Origin of the sequence: Spirillospora sp. NPDC047279 (genome assembly GCF_040643285.1) — a bacterium.
In the GTDB taxonomy this organism is placed as follows: Bacteria; Actinomycetota; Actinomycetes; order Streptosporangiales; family Streptosporangiaceae; genus Spirillospora.
Genome location: NZ_JBEYUA010000026.1, coordinates 72298 through 85886, shown reverse-complemented (window position 1 = coordinate 85886; position 13589 = coordinate 72298). Strand labels below are relative to the sequence as shown.

The window sequence follows — 13589 nt, the reverse complement described above, 5'->3', positions numbered from 1 at the left end:
GCCGTCAGACTCCCAGCGCCTTCTCCAGCTGGGCCTTGCTCATCTTCGACCGGCCCTCGATGTTCTTCTTCTTGGCCTCGGCGTAGAGCTGGTCCTTGGTGCGGCCGCGCGGCCCGGGCTTGCCGGAACGTTTTCCGCCCCGGTGCTGCGGCGAGACGTCCTTGGTCGAGGTCTTGCTCTTCTGCTTGGCCTCACCGGACTGGGCGCGGTTCTTGTTGACCGTCCGGGCGGCGATCTCCTCGGCCCGCTCGGTGCTCGCACCGCGCTTCTTCTGGGACTTCTTGATGTCCTGGTACTGGCGTTCGCGCTTCTTGCTCCATGCTTGCTGCGGCATCGTGCCCTCCCAGTCGGCGGGATCCCTCTTGGGATCTCCTTCCAGGCATCTTCCCCGTTGACCCCGGTGAAACCTCGGGCCCCGGACGGCCCGAACGTGGCCGTGCCCGCCGCACCCGGTCCGGCCCTGAGCTGCCCGTTCTCAGGCGGCCTTGCCGCGCGTCGAGGGGCGGTCGTGCGTTCCCCGGTCGCGATTGTGGAGGACGGAGCTGACGAACGCGGCGAGGATCAGGCCGGCGCCGAGCCCGCCGGTGATCCACTCGGGGACGTGCCGGCCGATGCTGACCAGCATGCAGGCGGCGAGCGAGCCGATCGCCCAGTGGGCGCCGTGCTCGAGGTAGACGTACTCCTGGAGGGTGCCCTTGCGGACCAGGAAGACCGTCAGCGACCTGATGTAGAGGGCGCCGATGCCCAGCCCGAGCGCGATCACGATCGGGTCCGTGCTGATCGCGAACGCGCCGATCACCCCGTCGAACGAGAACGAGGCGTCCAGCATCTCCAGGTAGAGGAACAGGAAAAGGCCCGCCCTGCCGACCGCCCCGGCGGCGTTCCCCTTGGGCGCGTTCTCGCCGGGCGGCTGGTCCGAGCCCTCGGCGTCCATGCCGGTCTCGGAGAAGAGCTCGCCCAGGCCGTGCACCAGGATGTAGGTGATCATCCCGAGCACTCCGGCGATCATCACCTGGCCCGGGTCGGCGGCGAACAGCGTCGCGACCAGCAGCGCGGTGCCGGCCGCGACGACCGAGAGCTGGTCCAGGCGGCCCAGGCGCGCCAGCGGGAGTTCGAGCCAGAGTAGCCACTTGCGCGAACGGTCCTCGAACACGAAGTCCAGGAACAACATCAGCAGGAACATCCCGCCGAACGCCGCGATCATCGGGTAGGCCGACTCCATCGCGTGCTGGTACGCCTCCTGGTCGTTCAGCGCCAGGTCGAACGCCTCCAGCGGCCCGAGCCTCGCCGTGAGGCCCACGATCACCAGCGGGAACAGCAGCCGCATGCCGAACACGGCGATGGCGATGCCCACGGTCAGGAAGATCTTCTGCCAGAACGGGCTCATCCGCTCCAGCACCTTGGCGTTCACCACGGCGTTGTCGAACGACAGCGAGACCTCCAGGACGACCAGCACGGCCACCATGGCCAGCGCGGTCGGCCCGCGGTAGAGGACGGCGGCGATCAGGCCGACGGCGGTGAGGCCGAACGACCATCTGAAGGTGCGCAGAACCACCCGTTCCCCTTCCCTGAGCTCCCTTGAACGCTACGGGGTGACCACGACCTCGCTCAGGTCGCCCTCCTCCGCGCGGTTCATCGCCGCCACGGCCTCGTCGCGGTCGAACCGGCCGGAGCACCAGGAGAGTACCCAGCCGTCGCGCGTGGCCTTCGCGACCTGCTTGCACCGGTCGCTGGTGATCCATTCTTCGCCGATGTCCAGTGCCATCCGGTCCTCCCATGAAGTCGTGGCTCGAGGCGCCCCGGCCGTACTGATCCCTCCCCTCGTACGGCGAAGTAGGCCTCCGATCACAGAACGGCCTGGCCACCACGTTCGCCGGAACGCCGGGTGGTGACATTCTCCCGGAGCGTAGTCAAGATCGGTGCCCGTTCAGGCTCATGGCCGACAGGGTGACCGGGTCGGCGCTACTTTCAGAACATGTTCGAAAAGACCGTGGACTCCCCGCCGGCCGTCGGGCTCCAGACGCGGCTCCGACCTCTCGGCGGTCGCGGCGCGCTAGCTGCCGGTCGGCTCGAAGATGAGGTTCTCGTTCGTCGCCAGGCCGGCGGACGTCAGCTCGCTCAGATCGTTCGCCAGGCCCTGGATGGTGACGGTCACGCCCGCCTCGGCCAGGCTCCGCAGCCGGGCCTGGGGCGCACGGCTGGTGAACCCGGCGTTGGCCAGGTCGATCAGCACGCCGGTGTCGGGCGGGAGGATGTTGAGGGCCAGCCGGAGCTGGCCGACGGTGAAGGAGTCGATCTGGCCCTCCACCCGGAGGTTGCCCGCGTCGGCGAACACGCGGTACTGCGGCGCCGGGCTGCCGGCCGACGACAGCGGGTGCAGCGTGGCCAGGTGGCGGAGCCGGTCGACGTCCACCTTCTCCCGGTCGAACGCGCAGAGGCCGGTGACGGGGTTCTCGGCCATGAACCGGTCGGCGATGATCTCCCACCGCAGCCACGCCGTCAGCCGTTCCTCGGTGGTGACCAGCGAGGTGTTGTCGGCGGCGACCCTGATCCCGGTGTAGCCGTCCGCCTTGGCCTGCGCCAGGGCGGTGGCGAACGTGGCGCGCTGCCCGACGGCGTCCACCATCCCGGACGCCCCGTACACCTCGGCGATGCTCGCCACCTGCACGGCACCGGGCTCGAGCCCGTCGCCCAGGCTGTCAGCCACCTCGGGCTCGGGATCGGCGCTGACGTACATCAACCGCTCGCCCCGCGCCGCGCCCTCCGCCAGGAACGGGATCGCCAGCGCGGCGAACTCGTCCGGCCCCCCGAACATCCAGCCGATGTGGTCGTGCAGTCTCATCCGGAGACACTCGAACCGCGACCCATGTCTGCGCATGTCCCCACCCTCAGCCTCACGGACCAGCTCTCCGTGAGAACAGCATCACATTCCGGGGCCGAACGGGCCAGCCGTTCCGGCGTATCCGGCGGGCGTCCCTGCCACCGCGTGGATCAGCGGGCCGCCCGGCGGCCTCAACCCTCGTGGGTGCGGGGGACGTCGAGTTGCGGGCAGCCGGTCCAGTGGTGGTCGCAGATCGGCTCGGTGCGCACGGCGGGGCGGCGGGGGACGCCGAACCAGATGATGAGGCCGCCGAGGACGAACGCGCCGGCGCAGATCAGCATGCCGGCGTCGAACCCGCGGTCGAGGGCGGCTGGGTTGGTCGCGGCGTCCTGCGGCAGGCCCGCCAGCAGGGGCAGGGCGGCGACGACGATCAGGCCGGCGGCCCTGGCGACCCCGTTGCTGACCGCGCTGGCCGTTCCGGCGCGCGCGTCAGGGACGGCGCCGAGGGCGGTCGCGGTGATGGGCGGCGTGATCAGCGGGATGCCGATCCCGATGAGGACGACCACGGGCAGAACGTCGGCCAGGTAGGAGGCGTCGGTGCCGATCCGGGTCGCCAGCAGGAGGGCGAGCGCGGAGATGGCGGCGCCCGCGGCCAGGGGCGGGCGAGGACCGACCCGCGTGGTGAGGGCGCCGCCCCGGGCTGACAGGGCGAGGGTCAGCACGGTGAGGGGGAGCAGCGCCAGGCCGGCCGCGAGCGTGGTGTAGCCGGCGGTGACCTGGAGCTGGATCGGCAACAGGAAGAACAGCCCGGCGAGGCCGCCGTACAGGAAGAAGCTCGCGAGGTTGGCGACGCTGAAGGGGCGTGAGGCGAAGAGCCCGAGCGGCAGCATCGGCGCCCGGCTGCGCCGCTCGACCCGGACGAAGGCCAGCGACGCCACGAGCCCGAGGCCGGCGGCGAACGCCGCCGTGCCGGGGTCGTCGGCGGCCTGGATCAGCGCGTAGGCCAGCGCGCCGAGGCCCAGCGCCGCCAGGACCGCACCGGTCACGTCGAACCGGCCCGAAAGCCCGCCGTCGCGGCTCTCCGGCACGCGCGCCACCAGCAGCACGGCGAGCACCGCGGCCACCGGGACGTTGACCAGGAACACCCAGCGCCACCCCGCCGCGTCCACCAGCGCGCCGCCGAGCATCGGGCCGGCGGCGCCGGCCATCCCGCTCATGCCCGACCACCAGCCGATCGCCCGCGCCCGATCGTCGGGATGGAACGACGACTGGATGAGGGCGAGCGAGCCCGGCACGACCAGGGCGCCGCCGACGCCCTGCAGGGCACGGCCGGCGATCAGCCACTCCAGTGTCGGGGCCAGGCCGCACAGCAGGGACGCGGCCGCGAACCAGACGACGCCCACCAGGTACACGCGCCGGCGGCCGAAACGGTCGCCCAGGCCGCCGCCCAGCAGGATCAGCGCGGACAGCGTGAGCGTGAACGCGTTGACCGTCCACTGCAGGCCCGCCAGCGACGCGTCCAGGTTCCGTTCGAGCGCCGGCAGCGCCACGTTGACCACCGTCGCCTCCAGCAGCACCAGCCCGGAGCCGACGGAGGTGACGGCCAGCACCCAGCGCCCGGCGGGCTCGTCCAGCCGGACGGGTGTCGCGAGCCGGGGGACCGGCGGGGTCGTCATGCCGATGTCTTTCCTTTCCTGCCCTCGGGGCGGTGGAGGATCCGAACGCTGCCCGCGGTCGCGGTACGTCTCGAGGATGCGGGTGGTGACCGCGGCCTGTCCTTACGTGCGAGCGCACACTTCTTTAGCCAGAGCGCCCTGCCGGCGGAACTGGCGCGGGGAGAGGCCGTAGGCGGCGCGGAACGCCTGGCTGAAATGGGCGGAGCTGGTGAAGCCCCACCGGGCCGCGATCTCGGCGATCGTGCCGGCGGCCAGCCGCGGATCGGCCAGGTCGCGGCGGCAGTGCTCCAGGCGGCGCCGGCGGATCCAGCCGCCGACGGTGTGACCGTCGTCGTGGAAGAGCTTGTGCAGGTAGCGCAGGGAGATGTGGTGGGCCGCGGCGATCGCGGGCGGGTTCAGCCCCGGGTCGGCCAGGTTCTCCTGGATGAACGCGTGGATCTGGGCCGTCAGCGCACGCCGCCTGGTGCCCGGCGGCACCGCGCCGTGGTTGTCCAGCGCGCTGGCCAGCGTCGCGGTCAGCACGTCGAGCGCGAGCGTCGACAACCGGTCGATGTCGGCGGGGCTGAGCTCGTGCATGTGCCGGGCCAGTTGCAGCAGGAACCGCGAGGACAGCGCGCCGATGCCCTGGTCGCCGGGGATGGCCACCGCGGTCAGGTCCCGCAGGTCCCGCGGCGGCAGCGGCAGCACGCCGCGCGGGAACCGGAGCACCAGCATCTGGCTGGTCAGAACGTCGGGCGCGAGGACGGCCCGGTAGGGCCGCGACGTGTCGTACAGGACCAGGTCCCCGGGGGCGAAGCCGGCGTCCCGGCCGCCCTGCGTCATCATGCCGTGCCCGCGTACCGCGCAGCCGAGCTTGAACACCTCGGGATCGGCCTGGCGGATGAGCTTGGGCGTGCGCTCGATCGAGTACGGGGTCGTGGTCATCAGCGACACCTGCACGGAGCCGAACTCGCTGTTCGCGACCCGCGCCTGGAACCGGTCCTCCAGATGCGGCTCGCATCGCGAGTCGTAGGGCACCCAGGTGCTGGACGTCACCTCGCGCCAGAAGGCGAAGCGTTCCCGCGCCGGGATCTCCGCAGTGCTGACCAGGTCCATGACCTCACCACCGTGTCGGGAGCCGTGACCGTCATCCTCGGCGAACGTCTCCGCGCCGTCGTCCGCCGCTGGGCGCAAGCATCTCTACTCCCGCCGGAGTAGCCACCCCCGTGGCCGAAATTGTGTGGATCAGGTCGTGGAGCGGTTGTTACCATCCCGCCCGTGTACTTCTTCCACCTGCGTTGAGGCCCGTCGGCGAAGCGAGGTATCCCGTCGCCGACGACGCGGGGCGGCGTGGCGCCGTTCCGTCGCTTCGACGTGGGAGAAGGCCAGTCACCATGCGCTTTCGCGCACCTTCGGTTCCTCCGCGTCCCGGCGCCCTCGCCGTCCGGTGACGGCGGCGCGCCTGGTCGCGCGGTGGGCGACGCTCATGCTCCGGATCTCCGGCCGGCCCCTGCACCGGCGCACGTACAAGTCCCGCACGATCCCGGGCACGCTGCATCCGCCGGTGGCCGCCGCCATGGCCCGCCTGGCCGGCATCCAGCCCGGACAGACGGTGCTCGATCCGTGCGCTGCGGAGCGGGAACCCTGCTCCTGGAGGGCGGGTCCCTGCAGCCGCACGCCCGGTTCCGGGGGTTCGACCTGGACCCGGACGCGATCCGGGCGGCACGCGCCAACGCCGCGATCGACCGCGTCCTGTGCAATCCCCCGTGGGGGACCCAGGTGGGCGCGGCCGGGTTGCTGGAGCGGCGCCCCTCCCGATGGTGGTCGGAGCTGCGCCGGGTCCTGGCGCCCGGCGGCAGCGCCGTGGTCCTGATCCCGGACACCGGCGATCTCACCCTGGCCATCCGGCACGGGCTGATCCCCGTCCACGTCCAGCAGGTCCGCCTCTCGGGGCTCCAGCCGTCCATCGTCCGGCTCGCGCCGCCGCCGCAGCGGTCACGGCCGTCGTCTCAGCGCCGCAGGCCGGCGGCCGGGCGCGGCCCCGGTCCGTTCCGTGAAGCCACCTCGTGCATCGACGTCTCCCACCCGCTCTGAATCATTCGAGATAATCTCGGCTGAGACTATATCAGGCGGGGCTATCATGGGCGCATGCTCGACGACCTGCTCGAACGTTTGCTCGCCGGGGACGGCGGCGCGGCCGCCGATCACGTGGGGCTCGGCATGTTGCTGGCCGAAGCCCACAACCGGAGCCGGGAGCGGATGAACGAGGCGTTGCGCCCGCTGGGCATCAACGTCCGCGGGTTCGCCGTGCTGCTCGCGCTGCCGGTGTACGGCCCCGTCAGCCAGCAGGACCTCATCGCCCGCATCGGCATCGACAAGTCCACCATGGTCCGGCTCGTCGACGAGCTGGAGGAGGGCGGGCTGGTCACCCGCGAGCGCTCGCCGCACGACCGCCGCGCGTACTCGATCCTGCTGACGCGCCACGGCAAGCAGACCCTGGCGAAGGCGCGGCGGATCGCCGAGCGGACCGGCGACCACGTCTTCGGCAGGCTGACCGAGACCGAACGCCGGCACCTCGTCGATCTGCTGCGCCGCCTGGCCGACGACGACACGGCGACGATCCCGTGAAGTGCGGCGACACACCGGAGAATCCGGGCCCGGCCAAAACTCGGTGCCACTCGACGAGGTTATTCGGATACCGCGGCTTCGATCCCCGGCGAGGCGAGCGAGGCATTTCCCGTGCAATTTGAGAATTGCAGGACCGGGAGTGTCAGGAGGTTTCTTCGGCGAGGCGGGCGGTGAGCCCCGCCTCCTGTGCGACAACGGCCGCCTGGACCCGGCTGCGGAGGCCGAGTTTGGTGAGGATACGGCTGACATGGGTCTTGGCGGTGTTGTCGGCGATCGCGAGCCGGCTCGCGATCTCGGCGTTGGTGAAGCCGTGTCCCAGGTAGCCGAGGACCTCCTGCTCGCGCGGCGTGAGCGCGTCCATCTCGACCTCGTCGGGCACCGACCGGTGGGCGAACGCGCTGATCAGCTTGCGGGTCACCTCGGGGGCGACGACGCCGTCGCCGCGCTCCACGAGCTGCACGGCCTCCACGAGCCGTTCGGCGTCGACGTCCTTCAGCAGGAACCCGACCGCGCCCGCCCGGAACGCGCCGAAGACGTACTCGTCGACGTCGAAGGTCGTCAGCACCAGCACGTTGGTGCGCGCGGCGATCTGGCGGGTGGCGCTGATGCCGTCCAGCCGCGGCATGCGCACGTCCATCAGCACCACGTCCGGGTCGAGCTCCAGGGTCATCTCGACGGCCTGCAGCCCGTCGGAGGCCTGGCCGACGACCTCGATGTCGGCCTTGGAGTTGTCCAGGATGAGGGCGAGGCCGGTGCGCACCGCGGCCTGGTCGTCGGCGACCACCACTCTGATCGTCATTCTCGGTTCTCCTCGTCGAGATCCATGCAGCTGACCGGCAGCGTGGCGTGCACCCGCCAGCGGCGGCGGGCGGGGCCGAACTCGATCTGGCCGCCGAGCAGGGAGACCCGTTCGCGCATGCACGTGAGCCCGGTGCGGGTGCCGGGCGCGGACGGGGCGGACGTGGCGCCGCTCAGCGGGCTGTCCACGGTGACGCCCAGCTCGCGCCGCCCGTACTCCAGCAGCACCTCGACGCGGCCGGGGCCGCCGTGCTTGACGGCGTTGGCCAGGCTCTCCTGGACGATCCGGTAGGCGGCGAGCTCGACCGCGCGCGCCAGCTCGCGCCGGGTGCCGCTGATGTGCAGGGCGATGGTGAGCCCGGCGCCCTTCATGCTCTCCACGAGCCCGGCGACCTCGGCGACCCCGGGATCGGCGAGCGGCGAGGAGGCGGTGCCGTTGTCGCGCAGCAGGACGATCAGCCGCCGCATCTCGGCGAGCCCGCGCTGGCTGCTGGAACGGATCTGGTCGAGCGACTGGCGCACCGCGGTGTTGTTGACGTCCAGCAGGGTCAGCCCGGCCGAGGAGTGGAGGGCGGCCGCGCTGAGGTGGTTGGAGATCGCGTCGTGCAGCTCGCGGGCGACTCTGGCACGTTCCGCCGACAACGCGCGCTGCCGTTCCAGGTCGGCGAGCTGGGCGATCCGCTCGGCGCGCAGGCGCTGCAGTTCGGCCTGGTCGCGGTGCTCGCGCACCGTCATCCCGGTGATCACCGGCACCACCAGCATCAGCCCGGCGTAGACGACGGCCACGATGCCGCCGCTCAGCGAACGCGTGGCCAGGAGGGCGGCCAGGGCGACCAGCACGCAGACGGCCGCGGCGCCGCGCAGCAGCCAGCGCGACATGCGCTTGGAGCCGTGCACGCTGACCGCGTAGAGCACGTCGGTGACGATGACGATGGCGGCCAGGGACGGGCCGAGGACGACGTCGAACGCCAGCCCGCCCAGGCCCAGCGCGAGCCCCCGTCCCGGCGCGCGCCGGCAGAACACCTCGGCCAGCCCGACGAGGACCAGCGGGACCAGCCTCAGCTCGACGGGCGGCGTCCACATCGGCCAGGGCGTGTAGGCGCCCGCCGCGAGCAACGCCAGCCCGAGGGCCATGGCGATGACACCGCACCACATGCTTCGGCTGGTCGTCAGGCGCATCATCCATCCACTCGGATGAAAAAGGTGCGGGGAGTCGTCACGGCAGGGCAGAAGGGCAATGCCCCGGGGAACTAAGAACTAACCGCATTATATAGAAATGGTTGGGCACGCATAGAGTTGTGAAACAGCGACGAACAGTCACTAAATGGTGGATGTCCTTGGTCGCCGCCGCATCGGCATTGGTCGCGGCGGGCGCGCTAATTCTCCTGCTGCTTCCGCCCGTTTCCATGACCATGTGGCAGCTCGGCCTGATGGTCGCCGAATTCAGCCTGGCGCTCGCGGTCGTCGCCGCGGTGGGCTGCGCCGCCTCGGTGTCGGCGCACCGGGCCGGGGCGCGGCGGACCGCGACGGTCGCCGGGGTCCTGTGCCTGGCGGCGCTCGCGGCGTCGCTCGTCCCGGTCGTGTCGGGGTGGCGGGCGGCGCAGCGGTACGGCGTGGCGTTGTCTCCGACCAGGTATTTCGCCGGGCTGTCCACGGACGCGGACCAGCGGCCGCACACCGAGGTGTACACGACCGCGGGCGGCCGGCAGCTGAGGCTGGACGTGTGGCGCCCGCGCGGCGAGGAGCCGCGCGACTCGGCCGCGCCCGGCGGCGCGGGGGCCGGCGCGACCCGTCCGGCCGTGGTGATGGTCCACGGCGGGGACGGCCCGGACGTGCCGAGGAGCTCGACGCCGCGCTGGGACGTATGGTTGGCCGAACGTGGCCACGTGGTCTTCGACATCGACTACCGCGCGTTCCCGCCCGGTCGCTGGAAAGAGCCGCCGGGGGACGTGAAGTGCGCGGTCGGATGGGTCAAGCAGAACGCGGCCAGGTTCGGCGTGGACCCGTCGCGGATCACGCTCATGGGCCAGTCCGCGGGCGGTTACCTGTCGCTGCTCGCCGCCTACACCGCGGGCGACGGCCGGATACCGCCGAGCTGCCCGGCGGACGACACGTCCGTGCGGGCCGTCGTGGCGTTCTACCCGCCGGCCGACTGGACCTACATCTATCGGCAAGGCCCCACCCTCCGGACGTCACCGTGGTTCGTCGCGGACGGCCGCGAGAAGCTGAGGAGCATGATGGGCGGGACGCCCGACACCGTCCCGGAGGACTACCGGCTGGCGTCGCCGATCACGCACGTGCGCGCCGGGCTGCCGCCCACCCTGCTCGTGCAGGGCGGCCGCGATCCGCTGCAGCCGCCGGACGACACCGAACGGCTGGCGGCCCGGCTGGCGGGCGCGCGGACACCGCACCGGCTGGTGGAGATCCCGTACGCCGACCACTTCTTCGACATCAGCTGGGGCGGCTGGGCCACCCAGATCAGCCGGGCCGAGGTGGCGTCCTTCCTGGCCGGGCACGGCCGCTGACCGCGGCGCCGTCATCGCCGGAGGCTCTCGGCCAGCCGGCGCACCCGGCGCCGGTCGAGCTTGCCGTTGGACAGCCGCGGCAGCTCGCGCACCAGGTGGACGACGCGGGGGCGCAACGCCGGCGGGAGGTTCCGGCGGCAGGTGGTGCGCAGGTCGTCGGGGGTGGCCGCCGCGCCGCCCTCGGAGGGCTCGACGAAGGCGACCACCGTGTCGCCGCGGGCGTCCGCGCCCGGCAGGCCCACCACGGCGGCGTCGCCGACGCCCTCGTGCCGGCACAGCACGTCCTCGACGTCGGCGGGGGCGAACGTCTCGCCGAGCACGATGATGACCTCCTTGGCCCGCCCCCGGACGTACAGGTAGCCGTCGTCGAGCGCGCCGAGGTCGCCGGTGCGCAGCCAGCCGTCCCGGGTGAACGCGGCCGCGTCGGCCTCGGGGTCGGCGTGGTAGCCCGTCATCACGCCGGGGCCGCGCACCTGGATCTCGCCGTCGGCGGCGATCCGGACGTCGGTGCCCGCCAGCGCCGGCCCCACCGAGCCGGGACGGCACGCGCCGGGCGCGCTGATCGCGACGTTGGGCCCCGCCTCGGTCAGCCCGTACCCGTCATAGAGGTCGGCGCCGACGACCGAGCGGAAGCCGGTCGCCAGGGCGGCCGGGAGGACCGCGCCGCCGCAGTTGCGGAACCGCAGCTCCCGGAGCCTGCGGCGCACCTTCTCGTCCTGGCGCGCCCTGCGCAGCATCATCGCGTAGAACGACGGCACCCCGTCGAGCGACGTGGTCGCGCGGTCGTGCAGGGCGGCGAGCGTCGGGCCGAGGTGCGGCGTGGTGAGCAGGTGCATCCCCGGCCCGAAGCGCTGCCACATGCCGAGCACGCTGAAGCCGTACGCGTGGCTGAGCGGCAGCGGCAGCGCGAGGGTGTCGCCGGCGGTGAGTCCCAGCCGGTCGCGGGTCGCCGAGCTCTGGTAGTCGAGGGCCGCCCGCGACAGCACCACCGCCTTGGCGCTGCCCGAGCTGCCGGACGTCCAGAACACCGCCGCCGCGTCGTCCGGCAGCAGATGGTCCGGGTCCGGCGTGCAGGGCCGCACGAGGACGTCGACCGGGTTGGTGGCCGACAGCAGGGCGACCGCGCCCGAGCCGGGCCCGCGCCCGCGCCGCGGGCACAACACGAGGGGCGCGCCGACCCGGGCCGCGGCGAGCGCGGCGACGACGATGACGGTCCCGCCCGCCGGGTCGACCGCCACCGCGCGGCCCGGTCCGGCCGAGCAGGCGGCGAGCCCGCGCGTGGTCTCGTCCACGACCGCGCGCAGCAGCCGCGCCGGGATCTCGGCGCCGTCGACGGTCAGGCGGCCGGCGGTTCCGGTCATGACCCCTCCCCGAACAGCCGCCGCACTCCCACCGGCACGTCGTCCTCCACGGGGCGCACGGTGATCACCGCCGTCCGCCCCTCGGCGGCGGTCGTGCGCGCCTCCGTGAGCGCGGTGCGCAGGGCGCGCCCGTCGGCCGGGGCGGCGAACGTCCCGCCGAGCCCCTCGACGATCGCGCCGATGGGCAGGTCGGCGCCGAAGCGGGTGACCTCGTCGGGTGCTCCCTCCTGCCGGCGCAGCCACCGGGGCCAGCCGAAACCGGAGTTGTCGAACACCACCACGACCAGCCCGAGCCGGTGCGAGGCGGCGGTCGTGAGCGCGGACAGGCTCATGTTGAGCGCGCCGTCCCCGCACAGCACCACCGCGGGACGCGACGGGTCGGCGACGGCGGCGCCGAGGCCGGCGGCCACGCCGAAGCCCATCATCGTCTGCTCGCCCGGCACCAGCACCGAGGTGCGCGGTCCCACGGTGAGCACCGGCCAGTGGTAGGACCAGATGTCGTTGAGCCCGTTCTCGTGGACGAGCACGGCGCCGTCGCCGAAGACCTCGCCGACGGCGGCCAGCGCCGCCCGGACGGGGCTCCGCTCGAACGGCGGAGCGGTCGCGTACTCGTCGAGCGCAGCCTGCCGCAGTTCGGTCACCCGTTTCAGCCACGTCTCGCGTTCGGCGTCGCCCTCGCGGGCGCGGGAGGCGAACGGCCCGGCGAGGGCCGTGAGGGTCTCCGCGGCATCGCCGAGCAGCGCGTGCTCGGGTTCGATCGCCGTGCCGAAGACGTCGGGGTCGGCGTCGACGTGCACGAGCCGGGCGCGTTCGAGCTCGGGCCAGCCCATCCGCGCCGTCTCCTCCAGCCGGGTGCCGACGGCGAGGACCACGTCGGCCTCGGCGGCGATCCGGTCGATCGGGGGAGTGGCGTAGAGCCCGGCGAGCCCGACCGCCAGCGGATGCGCCTCGTCGATCGAGCCGCGGCCCGCCGCGGTCGTCAGCAGCGGCGCATGCCAGCGTTCGGCCAGGGCGGTCGCGGCGGGGCCCGCTGCGGCCGCCCGGGCACCGCCGCCGAGGACGACCAGGGGACGCCGGGATCCGGCCATCACCTCGGCGGCCCTGCCGAGATCCGACTCGGGCGGACGGGCGCGCAGCCGCCGCACGGCCGCCGAGTCCTGGGATGCCGTGTCCGGAACCGCCGTGTCCGGAACCGCCGTGTCCGGAACCGCCGTGTCCGGGAAGCCGGTCTCGCGGAGCACCTCGTCGGCGATCTCGACGACGGTGATCCCCGGACGGCCGTTCACCGCCAGGTGGACCGCGCGGCGCAGCGCCCAGACCAGCCGGTCGCCGCGGTCGACCAGGAGGCAGGCCTTGGCGAACGGGCGCGCGAGCCCCGCCTGGTCCACCTCCTGGAAGGCGCCGCGGCCCAGGCCGCCGGCAGGGACGCGGGTGGTGACGACGACGACCGGGGCGCACAACGACGCCCCTTCCATCAGCCCGGGGAGGGCGTTCGGAAAGGGCGGCCCCGATGTCAGCGCCAGGACGGCGGGGCGCCCCGACACCAGGGCGTGCCCCACCGCCGCGCAGGCACCGGCACGCTGGTCGCGTACGGCGAGCACGGCCATGCCGGCGCGTCGCCGGACGGCGTCCAGCAGGCCCGGCTCGTCGGCGGGGAGCCCCACCGTCAGGCCGCAACCCGCCGCTTGCAGGGTGGCGGCCACCGCGTCCCATGCCTCCGGCATCGGTTCACCTCGCGTAGTAGAGGACCAGCCCGATGATGAAGGCCACCAGGACGATGCCTCCGATGATCCCGATGTTG

General features: G+C 73.0%; 13 protein-coding genes. 3 read left to right on the top strand and 10 right to left on the bottom strand.

The features are described from left to right. Positions 1-4 precede the first annotated feature (4 nt). From ABZ810_RS43295 to ABZ810_RS43270, 6 genes are all read right to left on the bottom strand, one after another. Entirely contained in the window at positions 5-334 is a 330-nt protein-coding gene (locus ABZ810_RS43295) for a plasmid stabilization protein (RefSeq protein WP_358413218.1), read from the bottom strand. A 141-nt stretch (positions 335-475) separates the two neighbouring features. Next, the gene (locus tag ABZ810_RS43290; protein ID WP_358413217.1) at positions 476-1555 is read right to left on the bottom strand and encodes a DUF475 domain-containing protein; all 1080 of its coding nucleotides are present in this window, start codon (positions 1553-1555) and stop codon (positions 476-478) included. A 30-nt stretch (positions 1556-1585) separates the two neighbouring features. Further along, positions 1586-1765, bottom strand: coding sequence for a hypothetical protein (locus tag ABZ810_RS43285; protein WP_358413215.1), 180 nt, complete (start codon positions 1763-1765; stop codon positions 1586-1588). Positions 1766-2053: 288 nt separating this feature from the next. Next, complete coding sequence (locus ABZ810_RS43280) at positions 2054-2842, bottom strand: MEDS domain-containing protein (protein WP_358413213.1); 789 nt, start codon at positions 2840-2842, stop codon at positions 2054-2056. A 170-nt stretch (positions 2843-3012) separates the two neighbouring features. Next, entirely contained in the window at positions 3013-4497 is a 1485-nt protein-coding gene (locus tag ABZ810_RS43275) for an MFS transporter (protein WP_358413211.1), read from the bottom strand. A 102-nt stretch (positions 4498-4599) separates the two neighbouring features. Continuing rightward, positions 4600-5592: a helix-turn-helix domain-containing protein gene (locus ABZ810_RS43270; RefSeq protein WP_358413209.1), complete on the bottom strand. Its 993-nt coding sequence runs from the start codon at positions 5590-5592 to the stop codon at positions 4600-4602. 507 nt (positions 5593-6099) lie between these two features. Here ABZ810_RS43270 and ABZ810_RS43265 point away from each other — a divergent pair. Further along, entirely contained in the window at positions 6100-6570 is a 471-nt protein-coding gene (locus ABZ810_RS43265; protein ID WP_358413207.1) for a hypothetical protein, read from the top strand. Positions 6571-6624: 54 nt separating this feature from the next. Then, on the top strand, positions 6625-7104 hold the full coding sequence (locus tag ABZ810_RS43260) for a MarR family transcriptional regulator (RefSeq protein ID WP_358413205.1): 480 nt from the start codon (positions 6625-6627) through the stop codon (positions 7102-7104). A gap of 142 nt (positions 7105-7246) precedes the next feature. Here the strand turns inward: ABZ810_RS43260 and ABZ810_RS43255 are convergent, their stop codons facing one another. Both ABZ810_RS43255 and ABZ810_RS43250 read right to left on the bottom strand, forming a co-directional pair. Beyond that, entirely contained in the window at positions 7247-7903 is a 657-nt protein-coding gene (locus ABZ810_RS43255; protein ID WP_358413203.1) for a response regulator transcription factor, read from the bottom strand. Beyond that, positions 7900-9081 (bottom strand): histidine kinase, encoded by a 1182-nt coding sequence (locus tag ABZ810_RS43250; protein ID WP_358413201.1) that lies wholly within the window; start codon positions 9079-9081, stop codon positions 7900-7902. The genes ABZ810_RS43255 and ABZ810_RS43250 overlap by 4 nt, the downstream gene beginning before the upstream one ends. 152 nt (positions 9082-9233) lie before the next feature. Between ABZ810_RS43250 and ABZ810_RS43245 the strand changes: the two genes are divergently transcribed. Further along, positions 9234-10427 (top strand): alpha/beta hydrolase, encoded by a 1194-nt coding sequence (locus tag ABZ810_RS43245; protein WP_358413199.1) that lies wholly within the window; start codon positions 9234-9236, stop codon positions 10425-10427. A gap of 11 nt (positions 10428-10438) precedes the next feature. Here the strand turns inward: ABZ810_RS43245 and ABZ810_RS43240 are convergent, their stop codons facing one another. Both ABZ810_RS43240 and ABZ810_RS43235 read right to left on the bottom strand, forming a co-directional pair. Further along, the gene (locus ABZ810_RS43240; protein WP_358413197.1) at positions 10439-11788 is read right to left on the bottom strand and encodes a class I adenylate-forming enzyme family protein; all 1350 of its coding nucleotides are present in this window, start codon (positions 11786-11788) and stop codon (positions 10439-10441) included. Next, a complete protein-coding gene (locus tag ABZ810_RS43235; RefSeq protein ID WP_358413195.1) occupies positions 11785-13512 on the bottom strand; it encodes a thiamine pyrophosphate-dependent enzyme in 1728 nt (575 codons plus the stop codon). Before ABZ810_RS43235 ends, ABZ810_RS43240 begins: the two co-directional genes overlap by 4 nt. Positions 13513-13589: the final 77 nt, after the last annotated feature.

Excerpts from the sequence above, each read along its gene's own strand:
- ABZ810_RS43295 (WP_358413218.1), bottom strand. The coding sequence starts at position 334 with ATGCCGCAGCAAGCATGGAGCAAGAAGCGCGAACGCCAGTACCAGGAC.
- ABZ810_RS43285 (WP_358413215.1), bottom strand. The coding sequence starts at position 1,765 with ATGGCACTGGACATCGGCGAAGAATGGATCACCAGCGACCGGTGCAAG.
- ABZ810_RS43280 (WP_358413213.1), bottom strand. The coding sequence starts at position 2,842 with ATGAGACTGCACGACCACATCGGCTGGATGTTCGGGGGGCCGGACGAG.
- ABZ810_RS43275 (WP_358413211.1), bottom strand. The coding sequence starts at position 4,497 with ATGACGACCCCGCCGGTCCCCCGGCTCGCGACACCCGTCCGGCTGGAC.
- ABZ810_RS43270 (WP_358413209.1), bottom strand. The coding sequence starts at position 5,592 with ATGGACCTGGTCAGCACTGCGGAGATCCCGGCGCGGGAACGCTTCGCC.
- ABZ810_RS43260 (WP_358413205.1), top strand. The coding sequence starts at position 6,625 with ATGCTCGACGACCTGCTCGAACGTTTGCTCGCCGGGGACGGCGGCGCG.
- ABZ810_RS43255 (WP_358413203.1), bottom strand. The coding sequence starts at position 7,903 with ATGACGATCAGAGTGGTGGTCGCCGACGACCAGGCCGCGGTGCGCACC.
- ABZ810_RS43250 (WP_358413201.1), bottom strand. The coding sequence starts at position 9,081 with ATGCGCCTGACGACCAGCCGAAGCATGTGGTGCGGTGTCATCGCCATG.
- ABZ810_RS43245 (WP_358413199.1), top strand. The coding sequence starts at position 9,234 with ATGTCCTTGGTCGCCGCCGCATCGGCATTGGTCGCGGCGGGCGCGCTA.
- ABZ810_RS43240 (WP_358413197.1), bottom strand. The coding sequence starts at position 11,788 with ATGACCGGAACCGCCGGCCGCCTGACCGTCGACGGCGCCGAGATCCCG.
- ABZ810_RS43235 (WP_358413195.1), bottom strand. The coding sequence starts at position 13,512 with ATGCCGGAGGCATGGGACGCGGTGGCCGCCACCCTGCAAGCGGCGGGT.